This window comes from Cyclobacterium jeungdonense (assembly GCF_010994275.1).
Lineage (GTDB): Bacteria > Bacteroidota > Bacteroidia > Cytophagales > Cyclobacteriaceae > Cyclobacterium > Cyclobacterium jeungdonense.
The window spans coordinates 149,991-169,849 of record NZ_WMCD01000008.1 but is presented as its reverse complement, the minus strand read 5'-3'; the positions used below and the strand labels follow the sequence as shown (position 1 = coordinate 169,849).

11 protein-coding genes are annotated in these 19,859 nt (G+C 43.6%); 1 reads left to right on the top strand and 10 read right to left on the bottom strand.

All coding sequences use genetic code 11. The features are described 5' to 3' along the window. Positions 1-52 precede the first annotated feature (52 nt). Positions 53-1,342: a glycosyltransferase family 4 protein gene (locus GKS34_RS16250; RefSeq protein ID WP_163386034.1), complete on the top strand. Its 1,290-nt coding sequence runs from the start codon at positions 53-55 to the stop codon at positions 1,340-1,342. Positions 1,343-1,346: 4 nt separating this feature from the next. Here the strand turns inward: GKS34_RS16250 and GKS34_RS16245 are convergent, their stop codons facing one another. The 10 genes from GKS34_RS16245 to GKS34_RS16200 all read right to left on the bottom strand — a co-directional run bounded on the left by GKS34_RS16245 (position 1,347) and on the right by GKS34_RS16200 (position 19,859). Then, the gene (locus GKS34_RS16245; RefSeq protein WP_163386033.1) at positions 1,347-2,837 is read right to left on the bottom strand and encodes a lipopolysaccharide biosynthesis protein; all 1,491 of its coding nucleotides are present in this window, start codon (positions 2,835-2,837) and stop codon (positions 1,347-1,349) included. Between the two features lie 137 nt (positions 2,838-2,974). Continuing rightward, entirely contained in the window at positions 2,975-4,258 is a 1,284-nt protein-coding gene (locus GKS34_RS16240; RefSeq protein WP_163386032.1) for a Gfo/Idh/MocA family protein, read from the bottom strand. Positions 4,259-4,303: 45 nt separating this feature from the next. After that, complete coding sequence (locus tag GKS34_RS16235) at positions 4,304-5,755, bottom strand: DUF1501 domain-containing protein (protein ID WP_163386031.1); 1,452 nt, start codon at positions 5,753-5,755, stop codon at positions 4,304-4,306. Positions 5,756-5,836: 81 nt separating this feature from the next. Further along, complete coding sequence (locus tag GKS34_RS16230; protein WP_163386030.1) at positions 5,837-9,094, bottom strand: DUF1553 domain-containing protein; 3,258 nt, start codon at positions 9,092-9,094, stop codon at positions 5,837-5,839. Between the two features lie 261 nt (positions 9,095-9,355). Further along, positions 9,356-10,894, bottom strand: a complete 1,539-nt coding sequence (locus GKS34_RS16225; protein ID WP_163386029.1) for a RagB/SusD family nutrient uptake outer membrane protein — start codon at positions 10,892-10,894, stop codon at positions 9,356-9,358. Between the two features lie 5 nt (positions 10,895-10,899). Then, positions 10,900-14,046 carry a SusC/RagA family TonB-linked outer membrane protein gene (locus GKS34_RS16220; protein WP_163386028.1) on the bottom strand — a complete coding sequence of 1,049 codons (3,147 nt, stop codon included), beginning with the start codon at positions 14,044-14,046 and terminating at the stop codon, positions 10,900-10,902. 540 nt (positions 14,047-14,586) lie between these two features. Continuing rightward, complete coding sequence (locus GKS34_RS16215; RefSeq protein ID WP_240459333.1) at positions 14,587-15,252, bottom strand: glycosyltransferase family 4 protein; 666 nt, start codon at positions 15,250-15,252, stop codon at positions 14,587-14,589. Between the two features lie 378 nt (positions 15,253-15,630). Next, a complete protein-coding gene (locus GKS34_RS16210) occupies positions 15,631-16,335 on the bottom strand; it encodes a class I SAM-dependent methyltransferase (RefSeq protein ID WP_163386026.1) in 705 nt (234 codons plus the stop codon). After that, positions 16,335-18,776: a hypothetical protein gene (locus GKS34_RS16205; protein ID WP_163386025.1), complete on the bottom strand. Its 2,442-nt coding sequence runs from the start codon at positions 18,774-18,776 to the stop codon at positions 16,335-16,337. Before GKS34_RS16205 ends, GKS34_RS16210 begins: the two co-directional genes overlap by 1 nt. Before the next feature lie 105 nt (positions 18,777-18,881). After that, positions 18,882-19,859 (bottom strand): PorP/SprF family type IX secretion system membrane protein, encoded by a 978-nt coding sequence (locus GKS34_RS16200; RefSeq protein WP_163386024.1) that lies wholly within the window; start codon positions 19,857-19,859, stop codon positions 18,882-18,884.

The window sequence follows — 19,859 nt, the reverse complement described above, 5'->3', positions numbered from 1 at the left end:
CCCGACCTTTGGTACGGGACAGGTTATGACCGATGAAAAAAATTATAAACAGATGAAACGGGTTTTGATCATCACCTACTATTGGCCTCCAAGTGCCGGATCAGGAGTGCAGCGCTGGCTTAAATTTTCCAAATTCTTGCCTGAATTCGGATGGCAGCCGGTAATTTTTACGCCGGAAAACCCGGATTTTTCCCTAACAGATCCTTCGCTATCGGAGGAAGTGACTGCGGCAACTGAGGTGCTGAAATTTCCGATTTGGGAGCCCTATCACCTTCTAAGAAGAATTAAAAAAGACAAAGTGGCTGATCCTTCGCGGATTCTGGAGCAAAAGAACCCTTCCCTCCTGGATAAGCTAGCAGTCTGGATCAGGGGAAATGCCCTAATTCCGGACCCCAGAATTTTCTGGGTAAAACCATCGGTTTCGTTTTTAGAGAGTATCTGGCAGCAGAATCAATTTGATGCCATTATTACCACCGGTCCGCCCCACAGCATGCACTTGATAGGGAGAAATCTTAAGCGAAAAACCGGCATCCCCTGGTTGGCAGATTTTCGCGACCCCTGGTCGGCCTGGGAGTTTTTGGACACGTTAAAGCTTACAGCGCTGGCTAGAAACAGGCACCGAAAACTGGAGGCCTCTGTCTTTAGAGAGGCAGACGGTGTGATGACCATTTCCCCCACCTTTGCATCAGAAATGAAAGAACTGGCCGACCGGAAAATCCATGTAGTTACCAATGGGTTTGATTCGGATGACATGCCGCTCAATTTTAGAAAGAGTCAGTCAGGTAGCGGTCCGATTCAAATTGTCTATTCGGGGGTAATTGATGGTATCCGAAATCCGGCTCCTTTTTTACAAGCCCTTAAAAAAGTATTCGGTAATGAGCAGGGTAAGGTAAGGCTTACCTTTGTTGGAAAAGTAAGCCAACAAGTAGAGCATCTGATCCGACAGGACGATTGGCTGGATAGGCATGTAGAGCTTACCGGTTATCTGAGCCATTCGGAGGTATTTACCTATTATGAGAAGGCGCAGGCTCTATTGCTAATCCTCACCAATACAAAGAACGCCCGGGGAAATATACCTGGGAAACTTTTTGAGTACATGGCCACCGGCAGGCAAATAATTGGTCTGGGTGACCCGGAAGGAGACGCTGCTCAAATCATCCGGAAGGCAGGTGCGGGGAGGGTTTTTGCCCATGAGGACATTAACGGTTTATCTCAACATCTGTCAGAACTGAGCACCTTTTCGAAATCAAATGAAACCGGGCAGCAAATTCAACAATTTCACCGGAGAAATTTGACCGGGCAATTGGCAGGGCTGCTTCAGGAGATTGGGGATTATTCCTAACCTGCTAATTGCCGGATCGGTTAATCCATTTTTTAATCATTAACCGAATCCATTCTTCTGCTTCCGGAGCGGCTTTCAGGTAGTATACCAAAGGCAAGTAAACCAAAAGGACGAGCCCACTTCGAAGAATCAAATCAACAAGTACCCAGTCCACTGTGGGTAATAGAAAGAAGGATACTGCCCAACTGACGCCTCCGGCAAACACTATTTTGAATACGCCCAAAGTGAAAGGGTTAAAGCCGAGCCTAACTTTGACATAGAAAAATTTAATAAAATTGTAAAAAAACATGGCTAGAAGGGAGGCAAGCGCAGCGCCTTCGATTCCAAATAAGGGTATAAAAAGCAGGTTAAGCAAAATCACCGCAATAGCCATTAGCAAGGTAGCCGTAATGTTAAAAACATAGAATCGTGAGAAAACGATGATTTCTCCATTGACCGAAAACAATACATCGCTGAGTTTACCCAATCCAATAAGCAATACCACCCATTTTCCGGCCTCGTATACTTCCCGGTTAGGTACGAAATGGTAAAGCGTGTCTATATTCACCCAAATCAGCAAAAACACCAGGCCACACACCAGCAATTGGTGGATGGCTATTTTTTTATAAAGAGCATCTATTTCCGGCAATTGGTTGGCAGCGAATTTCTCGGAAATGATAGGCATGGCCACCTGGGAGATGGCTCTTCGGGGCATTTCGATGACCACGGCAATGGAAAACCCAATGGTATAGACGGCATTGGCGTCCAGTCCTATCATGGAGCTCACCATGAGGCTGTCGATTTTCATTATCAGTAATGCTCCGGCCGTACCCAGCATGGTTATGATATTGTACTGAAAAAAAGCCTTCTTTAAAGCGCCCGGAATACTGCCCCAATTGAATTGAAGCTGAAAAATGCCTATTTTCCGCATGTAAAAAGCCATGCTTACCAGGGTAAGCAAATAGACCAGGACCATTCCCCATATCATGAGGAAAAAGGGATAGAGGTCAAAAAAGTACCCGATTACCAGCAAGCCCATCAACAAACGCAGCAACACATCCCGAATCAGGGAAGGGATGGCGATTTTCAAAAAGGAACGGCTAAAAGCCTCCAATAGGGTGTTGACCACTGAGAGGAAGGTGATTAGTAGCGCCACTTGAATGTATTCGTTGACCTCTGGCGAATTCTCTGAAAAGGCCGCGCTGATTGGCTCTTTGAAAAGCAGGAAACACACCAACAGAGCGATATATCCTACAAAACCCAGGAAAAGACTAAAGGTGAAAAACGAGAACTTTTCTTCTTTTACCTGCGGAAAAAATCGGGTAATCCCGTTACCGACTCCCATTTGTGCAAAGGGCACCATCAGCAAGGCCATGTCCTGTATGGTTTTAAACAACCCGATTTGTTCTGGTTTCAAGACATAGGGCATTAGCCAGAGTAGGTTAAAATACCCAATCACCACGCCCATATAGGCCGAAATAGTAGTCAGAATGCTTTGTTTGGCTAACTTACTCAAAGAGATGCTGAATAATGACGATCAGGCAAAGGTATCCGGTATCTGGTAAATTTGGATCAAAGTACCAGGATTTTTGCTAAGCAATAGCAATTGCGGACAAACGATTCCAGGAGGTCTTATAAGTTTAGCTAGAAGGATTACATGGTATCAAATTGGGAAAGGTTGAGGTTAGGGTCTATACTTTCATTGGAAAATCGCATTTCATCCCAAAAAACCTGTCTTCGGCCTGTGGCTGCCTGTCTGCCCAAAATGGCAGTTAGTGTTGATTGAGATCCTGACATCGCTTCGTTCAGGTAATTACCGGACTCTATGCTTGAGATAAAGCTTTTTACTTTATTTTCATTGGAATCATGTAAAGAAGACGTAAAAACCCCTGCGGACTGTTGCTGCCTGCTTTGTTCGCTGGAATCCTCCCTTAAAATACCGGAATCCCACTTGTTCTCCCCATCAATGAAGACCCCTCCACTGTAATGGGCGGTGGCAATTCCGTTAGTGCCAATGAAGCGAGCACACACATCACCAAAAGTTGGCCCTAATTGGGTGGAGTGAAAACTCACATTGATATTATCAGGATATTTATATAACACCTGATAATTATTCCAGGCATCTCCAAAGGCATCCACCCCATTTCGTCCACCGGATCCAATGGCACTAACAGGATTTTTTTGCAGGGTCCAATTACAGACATCCAGCATATGTATACCCTGATCCAATAAAATTCCTCCTGACAAAGCCCTGAAGTGGAACTGATTCCGGATCCTCGCTTCATCATTGGACATATTGTCAATGGGTTTCAAAGGTACGCGGGAGGAAAGATAATAAAGTTGAGCATTGACGATATCTCCAATGTCGCCCCGCTGCACCCTGTCCACCATTTCACGGTAGGCCGTGGCATGACGGATCTGAAATCCGATAACCATACTCAACTTCCCATTGATACTTTTTCCTGCTGCTTCTACTCGTTTGCAACCTTGTACATCCAAGGCGACGGGTTTCTCACAGTAAATGTGTTTGCCAGCAGCTACAGCCGCTTCTACAAAAGCTGGGTGGGTGTAGGCGGGAGAGGAGATCAGCACGGCATCCACTGCTTCATTATTCAAAAGGTCTAAAAAGGCTTTTGAACCTTGGTAAATATTGGACCGGTCAATTTCCGAAAACCCTTTTTCCTGGTTGAGCTTGTCCAATTTCTCCTTGGCTGTAATTAGTTGATCTTCAAATAGATCTGCCATAGCTACAATGTTGATATTGGTATGTTTGGACATGGCTGTGATAACAGAGGTACCACGGTTGCCACAGCCAATTATTCCCACCTGCACAGCAGAGTTGGCTTTTGAACCGAACGCAGTGACCGGTTTTAAAAGGGTAATAGCAGAAATAGCGGTGGCTCCTTTTATAAAAGCTCTTCTTTGAATGTTTGTCATAGTATGTTAGGAAATTACTCCGGTTTTTTAAGAATTTGTTAGTAATCAGGACAAAATATCTTTGACCACATGCCCACTGACATCCGTAAGACGGAACCTTCTCCCTTGGTGTTTAAAGGTTAGTTTTTCGTGGTCAACACCCAAAAGATAGAGTAAGGTAGCCTGAAAATCATGTACGTGCACCGGGTCTTTGACGATATTGTAACCAAATTCGCAGGTTTCCCCGTGGGTATAGCCCTTTTTTACACCCCCACCGGCCATCCACATCGTAAAGCATCGGGGATGATGATCACGGCCGTAATTATCGACTGTCAGCCTGCCCTGCGAATAATTGGTTCTTCCAAACTCTCCTCCCCAAATCACCAAGGTATCATCCAGTAGTCCTCTCTGCTTCAAATCCATTACCAGCGCGGCTCCAGCTTGGTCCACACTCTTACTCATCACTTTTATATCCTTAGGCAAATTCCCGTGTTGGTCCCATCCCTGATGATAGAGTTGAATGAACTTGACATCCTTTTCAGCCAATCTTCTGGCTAAAAGACAATTGGCAGCAAAAGTACCCGGCTTTCGAGAATCGGGACCATACATATCGTAGATGTAGTCGGGTTCCTTCGAAATGTCCATGGTTTCAGGAACAGAGGCCTGCATTCTATAAGCCATTTCATATTGGGCAATACGGGAATTGATCTCAGGGTCCATTACCTTTTCATATTGCTCCTCATGGAGCTCCTTTAAGGCATCCAGCATCCTTCGTCGGCTTACATTTTTAAGTCCCTCCGGGTTATTAAGGTAAAGGACCGGATCCTTCCCTGAACGAAACTGAACCCCTTGATGAAGTGAGGGCAAAAAACCGCTACCCCAAAGTTTTGCATAAAGTGGCTGTCCACCCTGTCTTCCCCTGGAAAGCAAAACACAGAAATCAGGTAAATTCTTGTTGTCACTACCCAACCCATAACTGATCCAGGAACCTATGGATGGCCGGCCACTCAACTGGGATCCTGACTGAAAAAAAGTAATGGCCGGATCATGGTTGATGGCTTCGGTATGCATGGACTTAATAAAGCACAATTCGTCCACAATTTTTGCCGTATGAGGCATCAGTTCACTGACCCAGGCACCACTTTTCCCATATTGGGCAAAATCAAAAACAGAGCCCGCCAATGGAAAGGAATTTTGACTGGAGGTCATGCCGGTAAGTCGCTGTCCTGCCCTAATGGATTCGGGTAATTCCTGACCAAAACGTTCATTAAGCAAGGGTTTGTAATCGAAAAGTTCCATTTGTGAGGGTCCGCCGCTTTGGAAAAGGTAGATGACCCTTTTTGCTTTTGGTACAAAGTGCAAATTATCCAATACGCCGCTTCCATCGGTTCCTGGGGTCATTTTGGCCATGAGTTTACCAGGATCCAGTAGGGAGGAAAGGGCTAAACTGCCTAATCCCAAACTAGTCTTGGTTAAAAACTCGCGTCGATCGATATGTTGATTATGCAATAAACTCATTTTACAATTTTTTTAATGAATGGGAGGCCACTGATTTCATACCTAAACCTTGAAAAGCAGGGTGGTCAATTCATTTGGTCATCATCTTTTATATACGGCTTCATCGTAATTGATTAATGTTGATGCTACCAGAGATAGTGCCGCCACTTTTTCCTTTGGCAGGTTTGGGTTCCTATTATATTCTCCTACTTTTAGCAGGCTATCTGCTGCGGCTGGGATTTCGGAAAAATTGGCTAATTCAGCCAGATAAAGCCTTTCCAAAATCTTTAATTCGACAGGATCAGGACTTCTACTGGTCATTGCCCTGAAGCCGTATCGGATTTGATTTTGAAGTTCATTTCCTCCACTTGTTAACATTTTCTCTGCCAATATCCTTGCTGCTTCCAGATATTGGGGGTCATTCATTAGCACCAGAGCCTGTAATGGTGTATTTGTTTTTTGCCTTTCTACAGTACAATTGTATTTATCGGATGCATCAAAATTGACCATAGATGGAGGGGGAGAACTGCGTTTCCAAATGGTGTAGAGGCCTCTTCGATAAAGATTTTTTCCAGTATCCTGAACGTATTCTCTTACATTGGCGGTAGCCAATTCTTTCCATAAACCTTTTGGCTGATAGGGCTTCACACTCCGCCCTCCGATGTCCTTTACCAGCAGGCCGCTGGCAGCAAGGGCATTGTCCCTGATCATCTCCGCAGGCATACGGTAACTGGGACCCCGTGCCAGCCAAACATTTCCAGGATCTTTTTCTTTGAGTTCTTCATTCAGACTGGAGGATTGCCGATAGGTACTTGAGGTGACCATTAGCTTAAACAGTTCCTTAAGGTCCCAACCCGATTCCATGAACTGAACTGCCAGCCAATCCAACAATTCCGGATGGGAGGGGAAATCACCCTGATTTCCGAAATCATCAGAGGAAGCTACTATCCCTTTGCCAAAAATCATTTGCCAATATCGATTGACCGCCACCCTTGCGGTTAAAGGATTGTCCTCATGGATCAGCCACTTGGCCAAACCTAATCGATTTTTGGGTAAATCATCCGGAAACTCCATCACGGCCTTTGGCGTATTGGGAAACACTTCATGGGTAGGCGCATCGTAGGCACCCCTATCCAAAATAAATGAAGCCCGGGACTCTTCTCTCTCTCCCATGACCATCACTTCCGGCTGAGCACTGAGAATCGCATTTTCTTCTCCGCGAAGTTGCGTCAGTTGATTTAAGCCTTTTTGAAAGTTCTGATTCAAATTAACCAGGTAAAAATCAAGCAAATCTTCTTCTCTTCCTTTTTCGGCAATTGAAAGAATGGGATCTGATGCTCCATACAATTCCTCAATTTCCATAGCGGAAAGTCTACGGTCAAACACGCTGAATTCGTCCACTAGCGAATGGTCCAGCGTTTCCGCAAAATTGGTTCCCCGCTTACCGATTTGAAGATTTCCCGGATGGCCCGTACTTAATTTGTCCTTGCCGTATGACAAGATACTCCGTTTTAAATGATCCGTTTTAATATCCAGATCCAGCTGCTTTCCATTGAGAAAAAGTTGCAGACCCATTGCCCTACTGGACCCGTCATAAACCATGGCCAAATGAACCCATTCTCCGATTGGTATTTTATCAAGGGAATGTACTTCGATGGCATTGGCAGGCCAGGTATGGCTCATTAAGCCAGCTAATTTTCCGTCTTTCCTAACCAATAATTCATAGCCACGGTATCCGTTGGCAAAGCCCCCGGTTTTAGAAAAAATAGGACCTTCTAAACTGTCTTTCAGGGCTTTGTACCATAAGCTTATGGTGAAAGGTTCATTTCGCTCAAAGTAGGCCATTTCATTGCCCAAATCCACATAACTGTCTCCTACTAACTTAACCGCATTGCCGAACTTTCCTTCTACAATTTGTATTTCCTTGTCTTTCTGAATGACCACCATGTCGGCAGGTTTAGATGGTTCTGCCAGATTTTTAAATTGATCGTTGACCGGAGCATCTAGTGGGTAATGACCAATCCTTCCTTTGACCTCAACTTTATGATTGGGCTTCGATTTTAAACTCGCTAGCCAATTTTCAAAGCCTTTTTGGAATTTTTCCTGATCGGGGTTCAGGGAATTTTCCATCTCATGAATCCTTTCATTAATATAGGATAGCTTTTTTTCTACTTCCTCATCGGTAAGTATGACAGTGGGGCTGGGTTCTCCCATATAGGGTACCTGTCCGGTTTCTTTAACATTATTAAAAAACGCAAACAGTTGATAATATTCCTTTTGGGAGATAGGATCGTATTTGTGGTCATGGCACCGGGCACATTCCGTGCTCAAGCCTAGTATAGCTTTTCCTAATGTATTGGTGCGGTCGGCCACATATTCTATCCGGTACTCTTCTGCAATTACGCCTCCTTCCTGGCTTTGGGGATGATTTCTATTGAAGCCGGTGGCTAATTTTTGGTCTTTGGAAGCATTAGGCAACATGTCACCGGCCAACTGCCAAACGATAAAATCATCGTAGGGAAGATTTTCATTGAAGGACCGGATGACCCAATCCCGCCAAGGCCACATGTTTCTCATGCCGTCATCCTGATAACCATGGGAATCCGCATATCGGGCTACATCCAGCCATTCAGAGGCCATGCGTTCCCCATAGTGAGGAGATTCCAATAAGCGGTCCACCAGCTTCAGGTAAGCATCAGGGTGGTCATCATTCAAAAAATTGTCCACTTCCTCCACGGTGGGTGGTAATCCGGTAAGGTCAAATGATACCCGCCGGATTAACGTTTCTTTGTTGGCCCTATCGGAGGGCTCAAGTCCATTTTCCAACATTTTTGCATGGATAAATGGATCAATTTCATTTGTGGCCCACTCCTTTTTTTCAAGGGATGGGACTTCGGGTTTTTTGGGTTTGATAAAAGACCAGTGCGGTTTATAGTCGGCTCCCTGTTCGATCCATCTGGTGATCAAAGCGATTTCAGAAGTTGATAAAGAGAGATTGGATTCCGGTGGGGGCATCATCACCTTGGGGTCGGAAGAGACCATTCGCTCATAAACGGCGCTTTTATGGGGCTTGCCCGGAACGATAGCGTAATGGTCTTTGTCATCTCCCAACGCCGCTAGGGCGTGTTCCTCTATATCTAATCTCAAACCGGCCTCTCTTTTGTTGTTATCCGGACCATGACAGGCAAAACAACGGTCGGATAATATGGGCTTAATATGAAAATTAAAATCAATTTCGGGAGGTAAGGAAGCCTCCACTTCCTCCGGGAATTTTACTTCAGATTCGTAACGAATCGCCCAAATTATCAGGAGTACAATAGCCACTGAAATCGATATTTTGACTACTGAATTTTGACTCATTTTACGTTTTACTTTTCCTTGCCAAGTATTCACAATGTAAAAAGAAATTAAACAAAGTTAAAAAAGAAGATGAAACGGCCAGTATTATTCTGATCTGATCCTTTTTAAGCACCCAATCAGTATTTCCCCGACCATTTCATCTCCATCCTGCAAAACAAAAAATTCACCAGTCACAGCAAAAACACTCCCCCTTTTTTTTTATCATGTAGTAAGGATGCCTCAAGTGCCTGGATTACTTTTTAGCCTTCCTATCAAGCTAGATTACCAACCTGGATTTTGTTCCAAATTCTCATTAAAGGAAATTTCATTATCCGGAATAGGCAATAGGTTATCTTTTTCCTCATATCCGGTTGGAAATTTCACCTCGATCAAACCTCCGTCGGCTCCCCTTACTTCAACGGGATAGAGGTCTTGACCAATATTCCAACGTTTAATATCTGCCCACAATATGCCTTCTCCGAAAAACTCGACCACCCGCTCATGTCTTAAGGCTTCTCTCGCTTCCTCTTGGGATAAATCAGTTGGTAAACTGGTAATGGTAACATCCATTCTTTCGGTTCTGATCCTATTGATTATGCTAATGGCCTCCTCTAAATTTTGGTTGGTTTCAATCAGGGCCTCTGCTTTTGCCAACAAGACATCCCCATAACGCAAAACAATAAAGTTTAAAGGGGATACCCTGGGAGACAGCAATGGTATTCCTTCACCCACATTTTTTCTAAGGTTGTAGCCTACCCTTTGACCGGTATGGTTAGATACTTCTGTGGGGTACACCATGCCTTCAAAAGTGGCTCCCGGCCGAAGAATACTAAAATCCAACCGGGGGTCTCTTCCTTCAAAAGGATTATTTGGATCCACTTCAGACCCATCAATCATCTCATACTCATCGATGATATGTTGGGTAGGGGCGGGATCGCTGGCCCCTGCGGCTGCTACACTTCCCGGAAGTGCCAACCAGGCAAAGAAATTTCCCTGCCCCTGCTCACCAGCAATATATTGAATATCAAAAAGGACCTCTTCGTTGTTTTCATTATCCAATTGAAAGAGCCCTTCATAGCTTGGGAAAAGGGCATACATGTCCAGCGCATCAATTTCATCCACTACCTCCAGTACTTCGTCGTATTTATTCTGGTACAAATAGGCCCTCATTTTCATTCCCAAAGCGGCTCCTTTGGTGGCCCTTCCCAATTCATAGGAAACAGGATCCAGTCTTTGAATAGCCTCATCATAGTCTGAAATGGCCTGTGCCCAGGTTTCTTCTCGGGTATTTCTGCTTACAGAGGTTACTTCCTCCGTGTTCATCACGGTGGTAATGATTGGAACTCCTCCATATGATTCTGCCAAAAGAGCGAAAGCAAGGCCCCTAAGAAAATGGACTTCTCCCAAATAGGTCGATTTTTTTGCTTCAGGTAAATCTACCCTTTCAATATTCTCAAAAAAGTCATTAGAGAAATTAATGATCCGGTAGCACATGGTCCATCGCTCATTTAACAACCCACCTGAAGTAGCGGCGGTTATGGTGCCATTTCCGATCTGCTTTTCCATGCCGTTCCAGTGCGCCCATTGGTAGGCATAGGGAGTTACAGCATCGAAAGTAGGTCCTGAGCCGTAAACACCCCGGTGTTTTAATACACTGTAGATTCCATTTAAAGCCAGCTGCACATCATTTTCGCTCTGCCAGAAAGAGACGGTGGTAATCCTGTCCTGGGGATAAACCTCAAGAAAATCCTCACTACAACTATTAAAAGTCAATAGGCCCAATAGGAGGATACTAATTGTTAATATATTTGTCGTTTTCATAATACCTAAAGATTAATATTGACACCAACGGTTACTATTTTTGGAAGGGGATAAAAATTCCCTCCGGAGTCAAATGTGTTCCGCTCCGGATCAAATCCTTCGTAGTCCTTGCTGACAATGGCTCCCACATTTTGGGCGTTGCCATATAAATAAAGCTTCTGGATACCCAGCCTTTTGGTCATTGCCGGATCGAAGGTATATCCCAGTTGGATATTTCTTAATTTAACGAAGGAAATGTCATTTACCCAAAACGAGGATGGTTCACTCCTCCAGGTATCACTAATGGAAATTCTAGGAACATCGGTCTCCATATTCTCAGGGGTCCAGGCGTCTCTCCATCGTTTGGTAATGGTTCCTCCTGAGATTCCAAGAGGTTGAGTCCAGGCGTTTTGGGTGTAAACACTTGCACCGGCAATACCCATGACAAGGGTACTCAAATCAAATCCTTTGTACGAAACACTTGGTGTGAAACCAAAAGTATATTTGGGAATGGTATTACCCAAAGCCATCTTATCTTCAAATCCCAAACGTCCGTCATTGTTGACGTCCTCATATTTTAATTCACCTGCCTGTGGTACATAACCGTTATCATACATGTGCTCACTGGCTTCCTGATCCGATTGGTATATTCCTATCGCATTGTATCCGTACAATTCTCTATATGAAAATCCTTCTCGGATAAGATACAACTGATCCGGGGCATTTTCCCTGAATTTGGTTACCTCGTTCATGATGTAGGTCATATTAACACCCAGGTTATAGCCGATTTCATCCCTATTTGAAGCGAATTTGGAATAGTTAATATTGAATTCAAACCCGTTATTGATCATTGCTCCCACATTTTCAAAAGGTGCGCTAACCCCACCAAGGATAGATGGAATGGGCAATTGAACTATAATATCGTTAGTGGTTTTCCGAAAATAATCCGCCTCAACATATAATCTGTTGTTTAACAAACCGAACTCCACACCAATATCTGTTGTCTCTGAAGTCTCCCAACCGATGGTTTCGTCCACCAGGGCAACGACGCCAGCTCCTGGAGCAAAGCTACCTGCAAAGTTATGACTGAGTCCATTGGTTTGGCTGACAACAGCCAGATAAGGCCAATATGAGTTGATATTTTGATTCCCCAATCTACCCCAAGATGCTCTTAGCTTGAGATCAGTAAATACATTCAAATCCTGTATAAAGGCTTCTTCACCTAATCTCCATCCGGCTGAAAATGCCGGAAAAACCCCCCATCTATATCCCTCCTTAAATCTGGAAGAACCATCTGCCCTTAAATTCAATTCAAATAAATATTTGTCAGCCAACGCATAATTAACACGTCCAAAATAAGACAGCATCCTCAATTCGTTCATATTACCGTTGGCCTGAAATCCTGCCGTTCCGGCATCTACCTGGGTCAATCCCTCTTTGGGAGGATCTGACCTTCTTCCATAAACATCTTTGATTACCGTGCTTTCTACCTGTGTACCTACTATGGCTGACAAGTTGTGTATGTCATTAAAAGTCTTGTTAAAGTTCAACGTGGAGAAAAGGATATTATACGTGCTTTGAACGTTGTTTCTGCTGGCTTCCAATATCGTGAGGTAATCCAGGTTTCGCCCTTCCACGCCAGTATGGGTATAACCGAATTCCAGACTATTATGCCTATCCCTAAGATTACTGTTGTACTGGGAAGTAAAGTTGGTTTTCAAGGTCAGGTAATCTGTAAACTCTATATCAGCATAGACATTCATTTTAAAGAAATTGTTCTCCGTCAAGGTCAGCCCATTTGCTGTTTCAATCAAAGGATTACGGTTTCCAACGATGGTATTCCCGTTGCTGTTGATCGCTTGAACTGATCCAAAGCGGCCATCTTCTGTATAAGGTGCCGTGAAAGGATATCCGCCATTAGAAAATATGTACATCATCCTTCCCAGATTGAATGGTTCTTCCGAAGCTTTTTTGATACCGTTCATCCGTCCGCCGATTGTCAACCAATCATTCAGTTTGGATTCCAGGTTAACGGTCAAACCATAGCGGCTGGAATTGGAATTCTGCATGATTCCATCTTGATTTAGATAGTTCATTGAAATGTAATATTTCGTCTGTTCTGAGCCCCCACTGACAGATAAATTGTGCTCAGTAATGGGAGCTGTTTTGAATACCTCATCAAAGAAATTCGTATTGGGGTACTGGTAGGGATCATCATTATTTCTAAACTCATCAATTACCGATTCCGGAAATAGAGGGCTTCCTCCCTGGTTCATTAAGGCCTGGTTCCACATACCCATGTATTCTACACTGTTATCAATAATATCATACCTTCTTCCCAGGGATTGCTGACCAACATAGCTTCCTATACTCACTCTGGTCTGCTCTCCAAACTTACCCGATTTCAGGGTAATCAGAACTACACCATTGGCGGCACGAGACCCATAAATTGCTGCACTCGCGGCATCTTTCAACACTGTCATGCTTTCAATATCATTGGGGTTGATTTCGTTGATGGAAGCTTCTACACCATCTACTAAAATCAGAGGATTGGAATTATTCAACGTTCCCCAACCCCGGACACGGATCTGAGCTCCATCACTACCAGGCTGACCTGAGTTTTGACTGATCCAGACACCTGGCACCTGCCCACTCAGGGCCTGAGAAGCATTGGTGAGCGGACGATTCTGAAGTTCGTCATCAAAATTTACGGTTGAAACGGCTCCGGTTAGGTTTTCCCTTTTCTGGGTTCCATAACCTACCACTACGACCTCTTGGAGGGAGGAAGCTTCCTCAGTAAGTGTTACGTCGATCACGCTTTGGTCTCCCACCACAAATCGCTGGGATTCAAAACCGATAAAGGAAAAAACCAATGTTGCGCCTTCCTCTACCGTAAGGGAATAATTTCCGTCCAGGTCTGTAGCTGTTCCCAAAGTGGTACCGGGAACAGAAACGGTGACACCAGGAATCGGTTCACCATTCGCATCTACCACCGTTCCTGTGACGGTAATGTCAAAAACAGCGGCAGCATCATGAAAGTGGTTTTTTGATTCTTCAGCACCGTTTGCTAATACGGGAGCGGCATACAAGCCGAGGAATAATAGGAAGTGGAACATAAGGCCACCTCTGTAGAATTGATAAATTCTACTTCTGGGAGGTACGTTTTTTTTCATCTGTTCGAGGGTTTTCAATAATAAATGAATTTGAATGTTTTTTAAGTAATGGGATTGACTGTTACATATTAGATTAATTAAAATTGAAATTTTATTTACTATAAATTGATTATTACGGGCTTTTTTTGCCACTACACTATTTAAATCTAAATATGTCTATTTCAAAAAAAGGAAATAAATAAATTAAAAATAGAAATAGTAAAACTTTGTGCGTAAAAGCTACTGAATAAATTTATAATAGTCAAGTCACATTAGATGAACAGCAAATTATGCATGTATAAGATAATTAGGCTCTTGGTAGTATTTCATTTTTGAATAAATGATAATAATCCAATGCAGGGCTATTAACGGTTTACTGATTGTCATCACTTTCAGTGGAATCAATTTTCGACTGAATCCAAGCCGGCATGTTCCGAAACCTTTTTGACGATCTGTTAAAATCTGATTATTTAAAATTAAATTGGTGGTGGGAGGGGCTGAAAAACGAAAAAAAATAAATCCGAATAATAACCAAAAAACAACCGATCATACCTTCTAATTTTATGAGAGTAATTTCAAAAGCTTTTCTTTTCTTTTTTCATAACTAAATTTACTTCTAATTCTCTCAGATGCATCTGAGCGGAGTTTCGCCAAATTACTCGTCGTGAACTTAGTGAATATTTTTTTCAGGTCATTTATATCTTTTGTTGGTAATAGAAAGCCAGAATCTGCAATTATTTCTGGTATTTCACCCACGTTTGACCCGATGGGAATGCAACCACATAACATGGCTTCAGCTAACGCATTTGGAAAGCCCTCAGATGAAGAAAGCTGTAAATAAAATTGTGTTTCCTGAAATAGCAACCTTATCTTTTCCTGAGGAAGACGACCAATCGAAAAAATGTTTGGTAATTGAGATTTAAAATTCTCGTCCCCGACAATAGTAAACGTGTATTCCGGGAAGGATTTTGCCAGTTCTACTATTAAATCTATCCCTTTTACCAATGCCCTGTTTTGCTTTGAAATTCCAGTGGCGACGGTGATAAATGAAAAGGGCTGTTTTTCGTTTCCATTATCAAACCAAAAAGAGGCATCAAAACCGTTGTGTATAACGAGAATTGGGGTTTTAAGACCCGGCACCAAATTCAAAAGACCTTGGTTGCGGGGTAAAGATCTATCATACGTATAATTGGACTTGACTAACGATTTGGCTACGGGTACGATCAATGAGCAATGTTTGAAACTGAATATGGTAGCCATTTTCAGCCATTTTTTCCGGTAGTTTCCGTAGTTTATTCCGGGGAAGTTCACTGCATCTGTTCCCCCGCATTGTATGATCACTTCCTTTCCAAATAGTTTACCCATGATTACAGGAATAACAGTATGATAGCCAGAGAAGAAACAGAGGTATTTTTCTGTAGATGGCAGTAGAAAAAATAATTGGAAACTTTGAATAAGTAATGAAAAGGGTAAAAAGTAGGGATTGTCGGTCAAGGTTAGGTGTTTAACCTGAAAATTTGACCTTAGCATTTTCAAGTCCCTTTGAATAAATGAGGTGTTTATCGGAGAAATATAAACTATCATTTCACAAATCCTTAAACCAATTTAAAATATTAGTTTAATACGGATCCAAATTCTTGTTAATAAAATAACCCATTTATTGCTATGGGAGATCTTTGTAATTGGCCTCTCTTTCTTAAAAACAAAGTATTGGTAGTCCTTTTCTTTGTAGTAAACACTGTAGGTCTCCATCTTTTCAAGATAGAAGCCATTAGAGGAAACATTTTTAACAAGATTACTTGTTTCTAACGGCTGGTCAATCACCTGAAGGTTTTTTGGTTCATTTTCGATTAACCATTCAAGAAACCGGGGGGATGGGATATGGACAAAAATGATGGTGTTTTCATTGCTGTGCCAGCTAATCGTCTCAAAAAGGGAAAAATGATCTGATACCGGAATGTGCTCCAATACATCGGGAAGGACAACAAAATCATAGGTTTTTCCTTCTTTCCGAAATCCTTTCATATCGGATACCTCGAAAGAAAGGTTTGTAAGGGTAGGCCAAGCCTTCTTTGCTTGATCGATGCTTTTTGGACTAATGTCTACTCCTAAAACACTTCCTTTTGGTGTCTTTTTTGCAATAAGATGGCTCACAGTGCCAATGCCACAACCGATTTCTAATACATGGTGGTGTGGTTTTAAACCAGCTTGGACCAGTTTATCTATGATGCTTAGGTGTCTTGAATTTACTCCAATTCGTATTTGATTATTAGCAAATTCATCGTAGAATTGAGCTACGTGTTGTTCCATTACATTATCTTTTTTGCCCGACTTTTTTTCGAGTTAATAACCAATCCAATTATTAAAAACAATAGTATGGTATACTGGGTAATGTTTGTAATCCACACCTTTGACTGGTAATAATCAGGTTTAAATTGCATCTCCACCCTAACCTCGCCCTCAGGAAGTACCAGTCCACGCAACAAGTAATTTACCCGGTGGATTTCAGCTTCCTCGCCATTCACAATCGCTTTCCAGCCTTCAGGGTAGTAGATTTCTGAAAATACGGCCAGGCCTTCCTTCTCCACCTGGGCAGAATACACCAACTGATCCGGTGCCCTGCTTTTCAGGGAGATGCTACCGCTACCTGCCGGTAACGATTGGCCTCCGGCATCCTGGCTGGAATTATAAGTGGCTTCTGTTTTAGTTTCCAGCCCTGCCAGGATATTGATCTCTTCTTCGTTGCTGTCCACCGGTATGATTTCCTCGGGAAACCAGGCGGGTCCGTTGGCCTGCGGATTGGTGAATACGGCATTTTCCGACCTTCCAGCCAGAATGTATTTGGTATTGAGCATGTTCAATACCTGTATGGAATTATAGTCAAAGTTTCCTTCCTGAGCCTTTTGAATAAAATTGTTCATTTCCGGAGTCAATACCCGCTCGATGAGGTCCTGATAACGACTCATTTTAGCCCCATGGTAGCCGCCAATACTGTTGAAATAGTAGCTGGTTCGGGCTTCGTTAAATGGGTTCTGTATGTTTAATACCCGGAAATATCCCTCGTCCTGCATGATTTTCTGGTCTGCCGGAGTGGCAGCAAAATGCTGTTCGCTTGGGTTTTGGGTGAAGCTTTCCTGATTCAAATACCTTCTGTTTACCCCGTATAGATCCACCAGCAGCAATAGTCCTATTGCCAAAATTGCCCATTCGGTTTTTAATTTTTTATACAGAAGCAGTCCAATCAGCACTGCAGTAGCGCCAATGAAAAACAGCGAGCGAAAGGTGTCGGAGAGCAATAAGCTTTGCCGATCCTCCTTTAGTGCCGAAAGAAGCCATTCAGGATATCCCGTTGCATTTCCCTGAAAATTCAGACCAAAAGCTACTAGCACAGCCAAAATAATTAAACCGGCAGTGATAGCGACCCCTTTCAGGAATGTTTTTTTGGTAGAGGGTAACTGGCTTTTCTGAAGCATGTTTTCCAGTCCCAATGCACCAAGCACCGGAATTAGAAATAAAGTTACTCCCAGTGCCATGGATACAGCTCTGAATTTATTGTATCCCGGCAGGTAATCAAAGAGCGTATAATTAAACCAGGCCAGGTTTTTTCCCCAGGAAAGCATCAGGCTCAACAGGGTAAGGGCCAGAAAAACATTTCGGTATAGGGGAGGGGCAAATAAGATCCCAAGTACAAATAAAAATATCATAATGGCTCCGCCATAAATAGGGCCGCCGGTAAAAGGCTGGTTGCCCCAATAAGTAGGGGCATTTTGAATAAACTGATTGGTTTGTGCAGGATCCGCTCCCTGGGATCGCAGGGCTTTCTCCGAGGCCGAATCTTCCGGCAATGCCTGCTGGCTGGCGCCGCCATAATAATTGGGGATTACCAGGGTAAAGGTCTCCACAATCCCATTGGACCAGCTGAACGCATAGTCCTTGTCCAGTCCGGTATCGTTCTCCCCAGTCTCCGGTAGGTTGCTCTCACCTCTGATAGAATAAGGGCTGTATTCCAACACCGAAGTAAGTCTTGCCAAATTGCCCATGCCTCCTAGAATGGCTCCTGCCAATAGCATGACAGTAATTTTTGAAAATTCCAGGATACGGTTTTCTTTATAATAGACGACCAGTTGCCCGATGCCATAGCCCACCACCATGATCAGCGTGTAATAGGTAATTTGCAGGTGGTTAAACTTTAGCTGCAATAAGACGGCCAGGGCAGTAACCGCGACGCCCAGGAGCTTTTTCTTATGAAAAGCCAGATGAACACCCGCTAGGATCAGGGGAATAAGGCACACCGACCATATTTTGGCATTATGTCCCGCTTCCAGACTCAGAAAGTTGAAGGTATTGAAGGCAAAGGCCCATGCCCCCAGGACAGCTACGATGGGTCTAATCCGAAACCCGAGCAAAAGCAGGTACATGGCCGTCATGCCAAAGAAAAGGGCGCTGATGGGGTGGGGAAGCCCCAGCGTCAGAATTTTAATGAGGGTATTGGTAATGTCCCCTTTTGGGTCGAGGTGGATCAGGTAAGCCGGCATGCCCCCAAACATGCGGTTGGTCCACAGGGCTTCTTCCCCGGTACTTTCCCGGTGGTCCAGAAGCTCTTTGGCCGATCCTTCCCATTGCAGGATATCAGTTTGAAACATCATTTCCCCTTCAAACACAACGGGAGAAAAGTAAATCACTACGATCAGGTAAAAGGAAAGAATGGCTAAAAAATGAGGTAGAATTACTTCTTTAAATTTAAAATCCATGATCCTAAAGGTTGGTCTACGTTTTTTGAAAGGAATGCCCTGCAAATTAGTAAATTTCGCGGGAATAATGGCACAGCATATGGGATTGGAAATAATTGAAAGCGGCTAAAAATACCGTTGTTGGGGTGTTTTCAGCCATTTGTTTTGGATATAATACCCAATGGAAAATTCGTGACTGTTATTTCGGTAGTTGTTTTTACTATTTAAATTAAAATCATAGGCATAACCAAACCGGATGTCTTCGGTAATAAAGAGATCCATAAGCAGCGCTACGGCAGTTCGGGTAGAAAAAGGGGAAGCCTCCGGTACCTCGGCCTTTCCAAATCCGGAGCGGAAAGAAGTACCCAGCCAAAACCGTTCGTTAAATAAAAACATGGCGTTGAGATCATAGCTTCCAGGGCCATTCAAGTCTTCCCGGACAAGCAGGGAGGGTTTAAACGTGACCTCTGTCGTAATGGGAAGCAAGCCGCCCACCTGAAAATAAAAATGGTAATTGTGGGTGGCCAGTGCCAGGTCCTGGTTTTGCAGTATTTTCTGGCCTACCAGATTAAACGCACTGATTCCGGAAAAAAACCGCGGAGAGTAGTAGAGCAGCCCGGCATTAAGATTTGGGGTAAAGGCATTGATCCGGCCTTGGGGAATCCCTGGGTCGTTAGGGTCATCGGGTAGTAGCTTTCCGGCATCCAACAGGTGCTCGGAAACCCCGGAACTGATACCCAATCCTAAAAAGCTTTCCTGCGTTAAGCGTACCTTATAGGTGTAGGTCAAAAGCAGGGATTGGATCTTATTGGGGCCCAATTGATCCGAAATGATAGACATGCCATAGCCCATGGTTTCTTCCAGATTACCCATGTCCGCTGAGAGGGTGTAGGTTTGGGGAGCCCCTGGGAAATTCATAAACTGAGATCGGTAGGTGGCCTGGACGAAGGGATCTACCTTGTAGCCGGCATAGGCTGGATTGATGTGCAAAGCATTAAAAACGTATTGGCTGTATTGAGGCATTTGTTGTCCCTTTCCGCTTGTTGGGAGAAGAATCGCTCCAAGTAGAACCCAAATCAAATATGTGTAATAGCTACCCTTCAT

Excerpts from the sequence above, each read along its gene's own strand:
- GKS34_RS16250 (WP_163386034.1), top strand. The coding sequence starts at position 53 with ATGAAACGGGTTTTGATCATCACCTACTATTGGCCTCCAAGTGCCGGA.
- GKS34_RS16240 (WP_163386032.1), bottom strand. The coding sequence starts at position 4,258 with ATGACAAACATTCAAAGAAGAGCTTTTATAAAAGGAGCCACCGCTATT.
- GKS34_RS16235 (WP_163386031.1), bottom strand. The coding sequence starts at position 5,755 with ATGAGTTTATTGCATAATCAACATATCGATCGACGCGAGTTTTTAACC.
- GKS34_RS16230 (WP_163386030.1), bottom strand. The coding sequence starts at position 9,094 with ATGAGTCAAAATTCAGTAGTCAAAATATCGATTTCAGTGGCTATTGTA.
- GKS34_RS16225 (WP_163386029.1), bottom strand. The coding sequence starts at position 10,894 with ATGAAAACGACAAATATATTAACAATTAGTATCCTCCTATTGGGCCTA.
- GKS34_RS16220 (WP_163386028.1), bottom strand. The coding sequence starts at position 14,046 with ATGAAAAAAAACGTACCTCCCAGAAGTAGAATTTATCAATTCTACAGA.
- GKS34_RS16210 (WP_163386026.1), bottom strand. The coding sequence starts at position 16,335 with ATGGAACAACACGTAGCTCAATTCTACGATGAATTTGCTAATAATCAA.
- GKS34_RS16205 (WP_163386025.1), bottom strand. The coding sequence starts at position 18,776 with ATGGATTTTAAATTTAAAGAAGTAATTCTACCTCATTTTTTAGCCATT.
- GKS34_RS16200 (WP_163386024.1), bottom strand. The coding sequence starts at position 19,859 with ATGAAGGGTAGCTATTACACATATTTGATTTGGGTTCTACTTGGAGCG.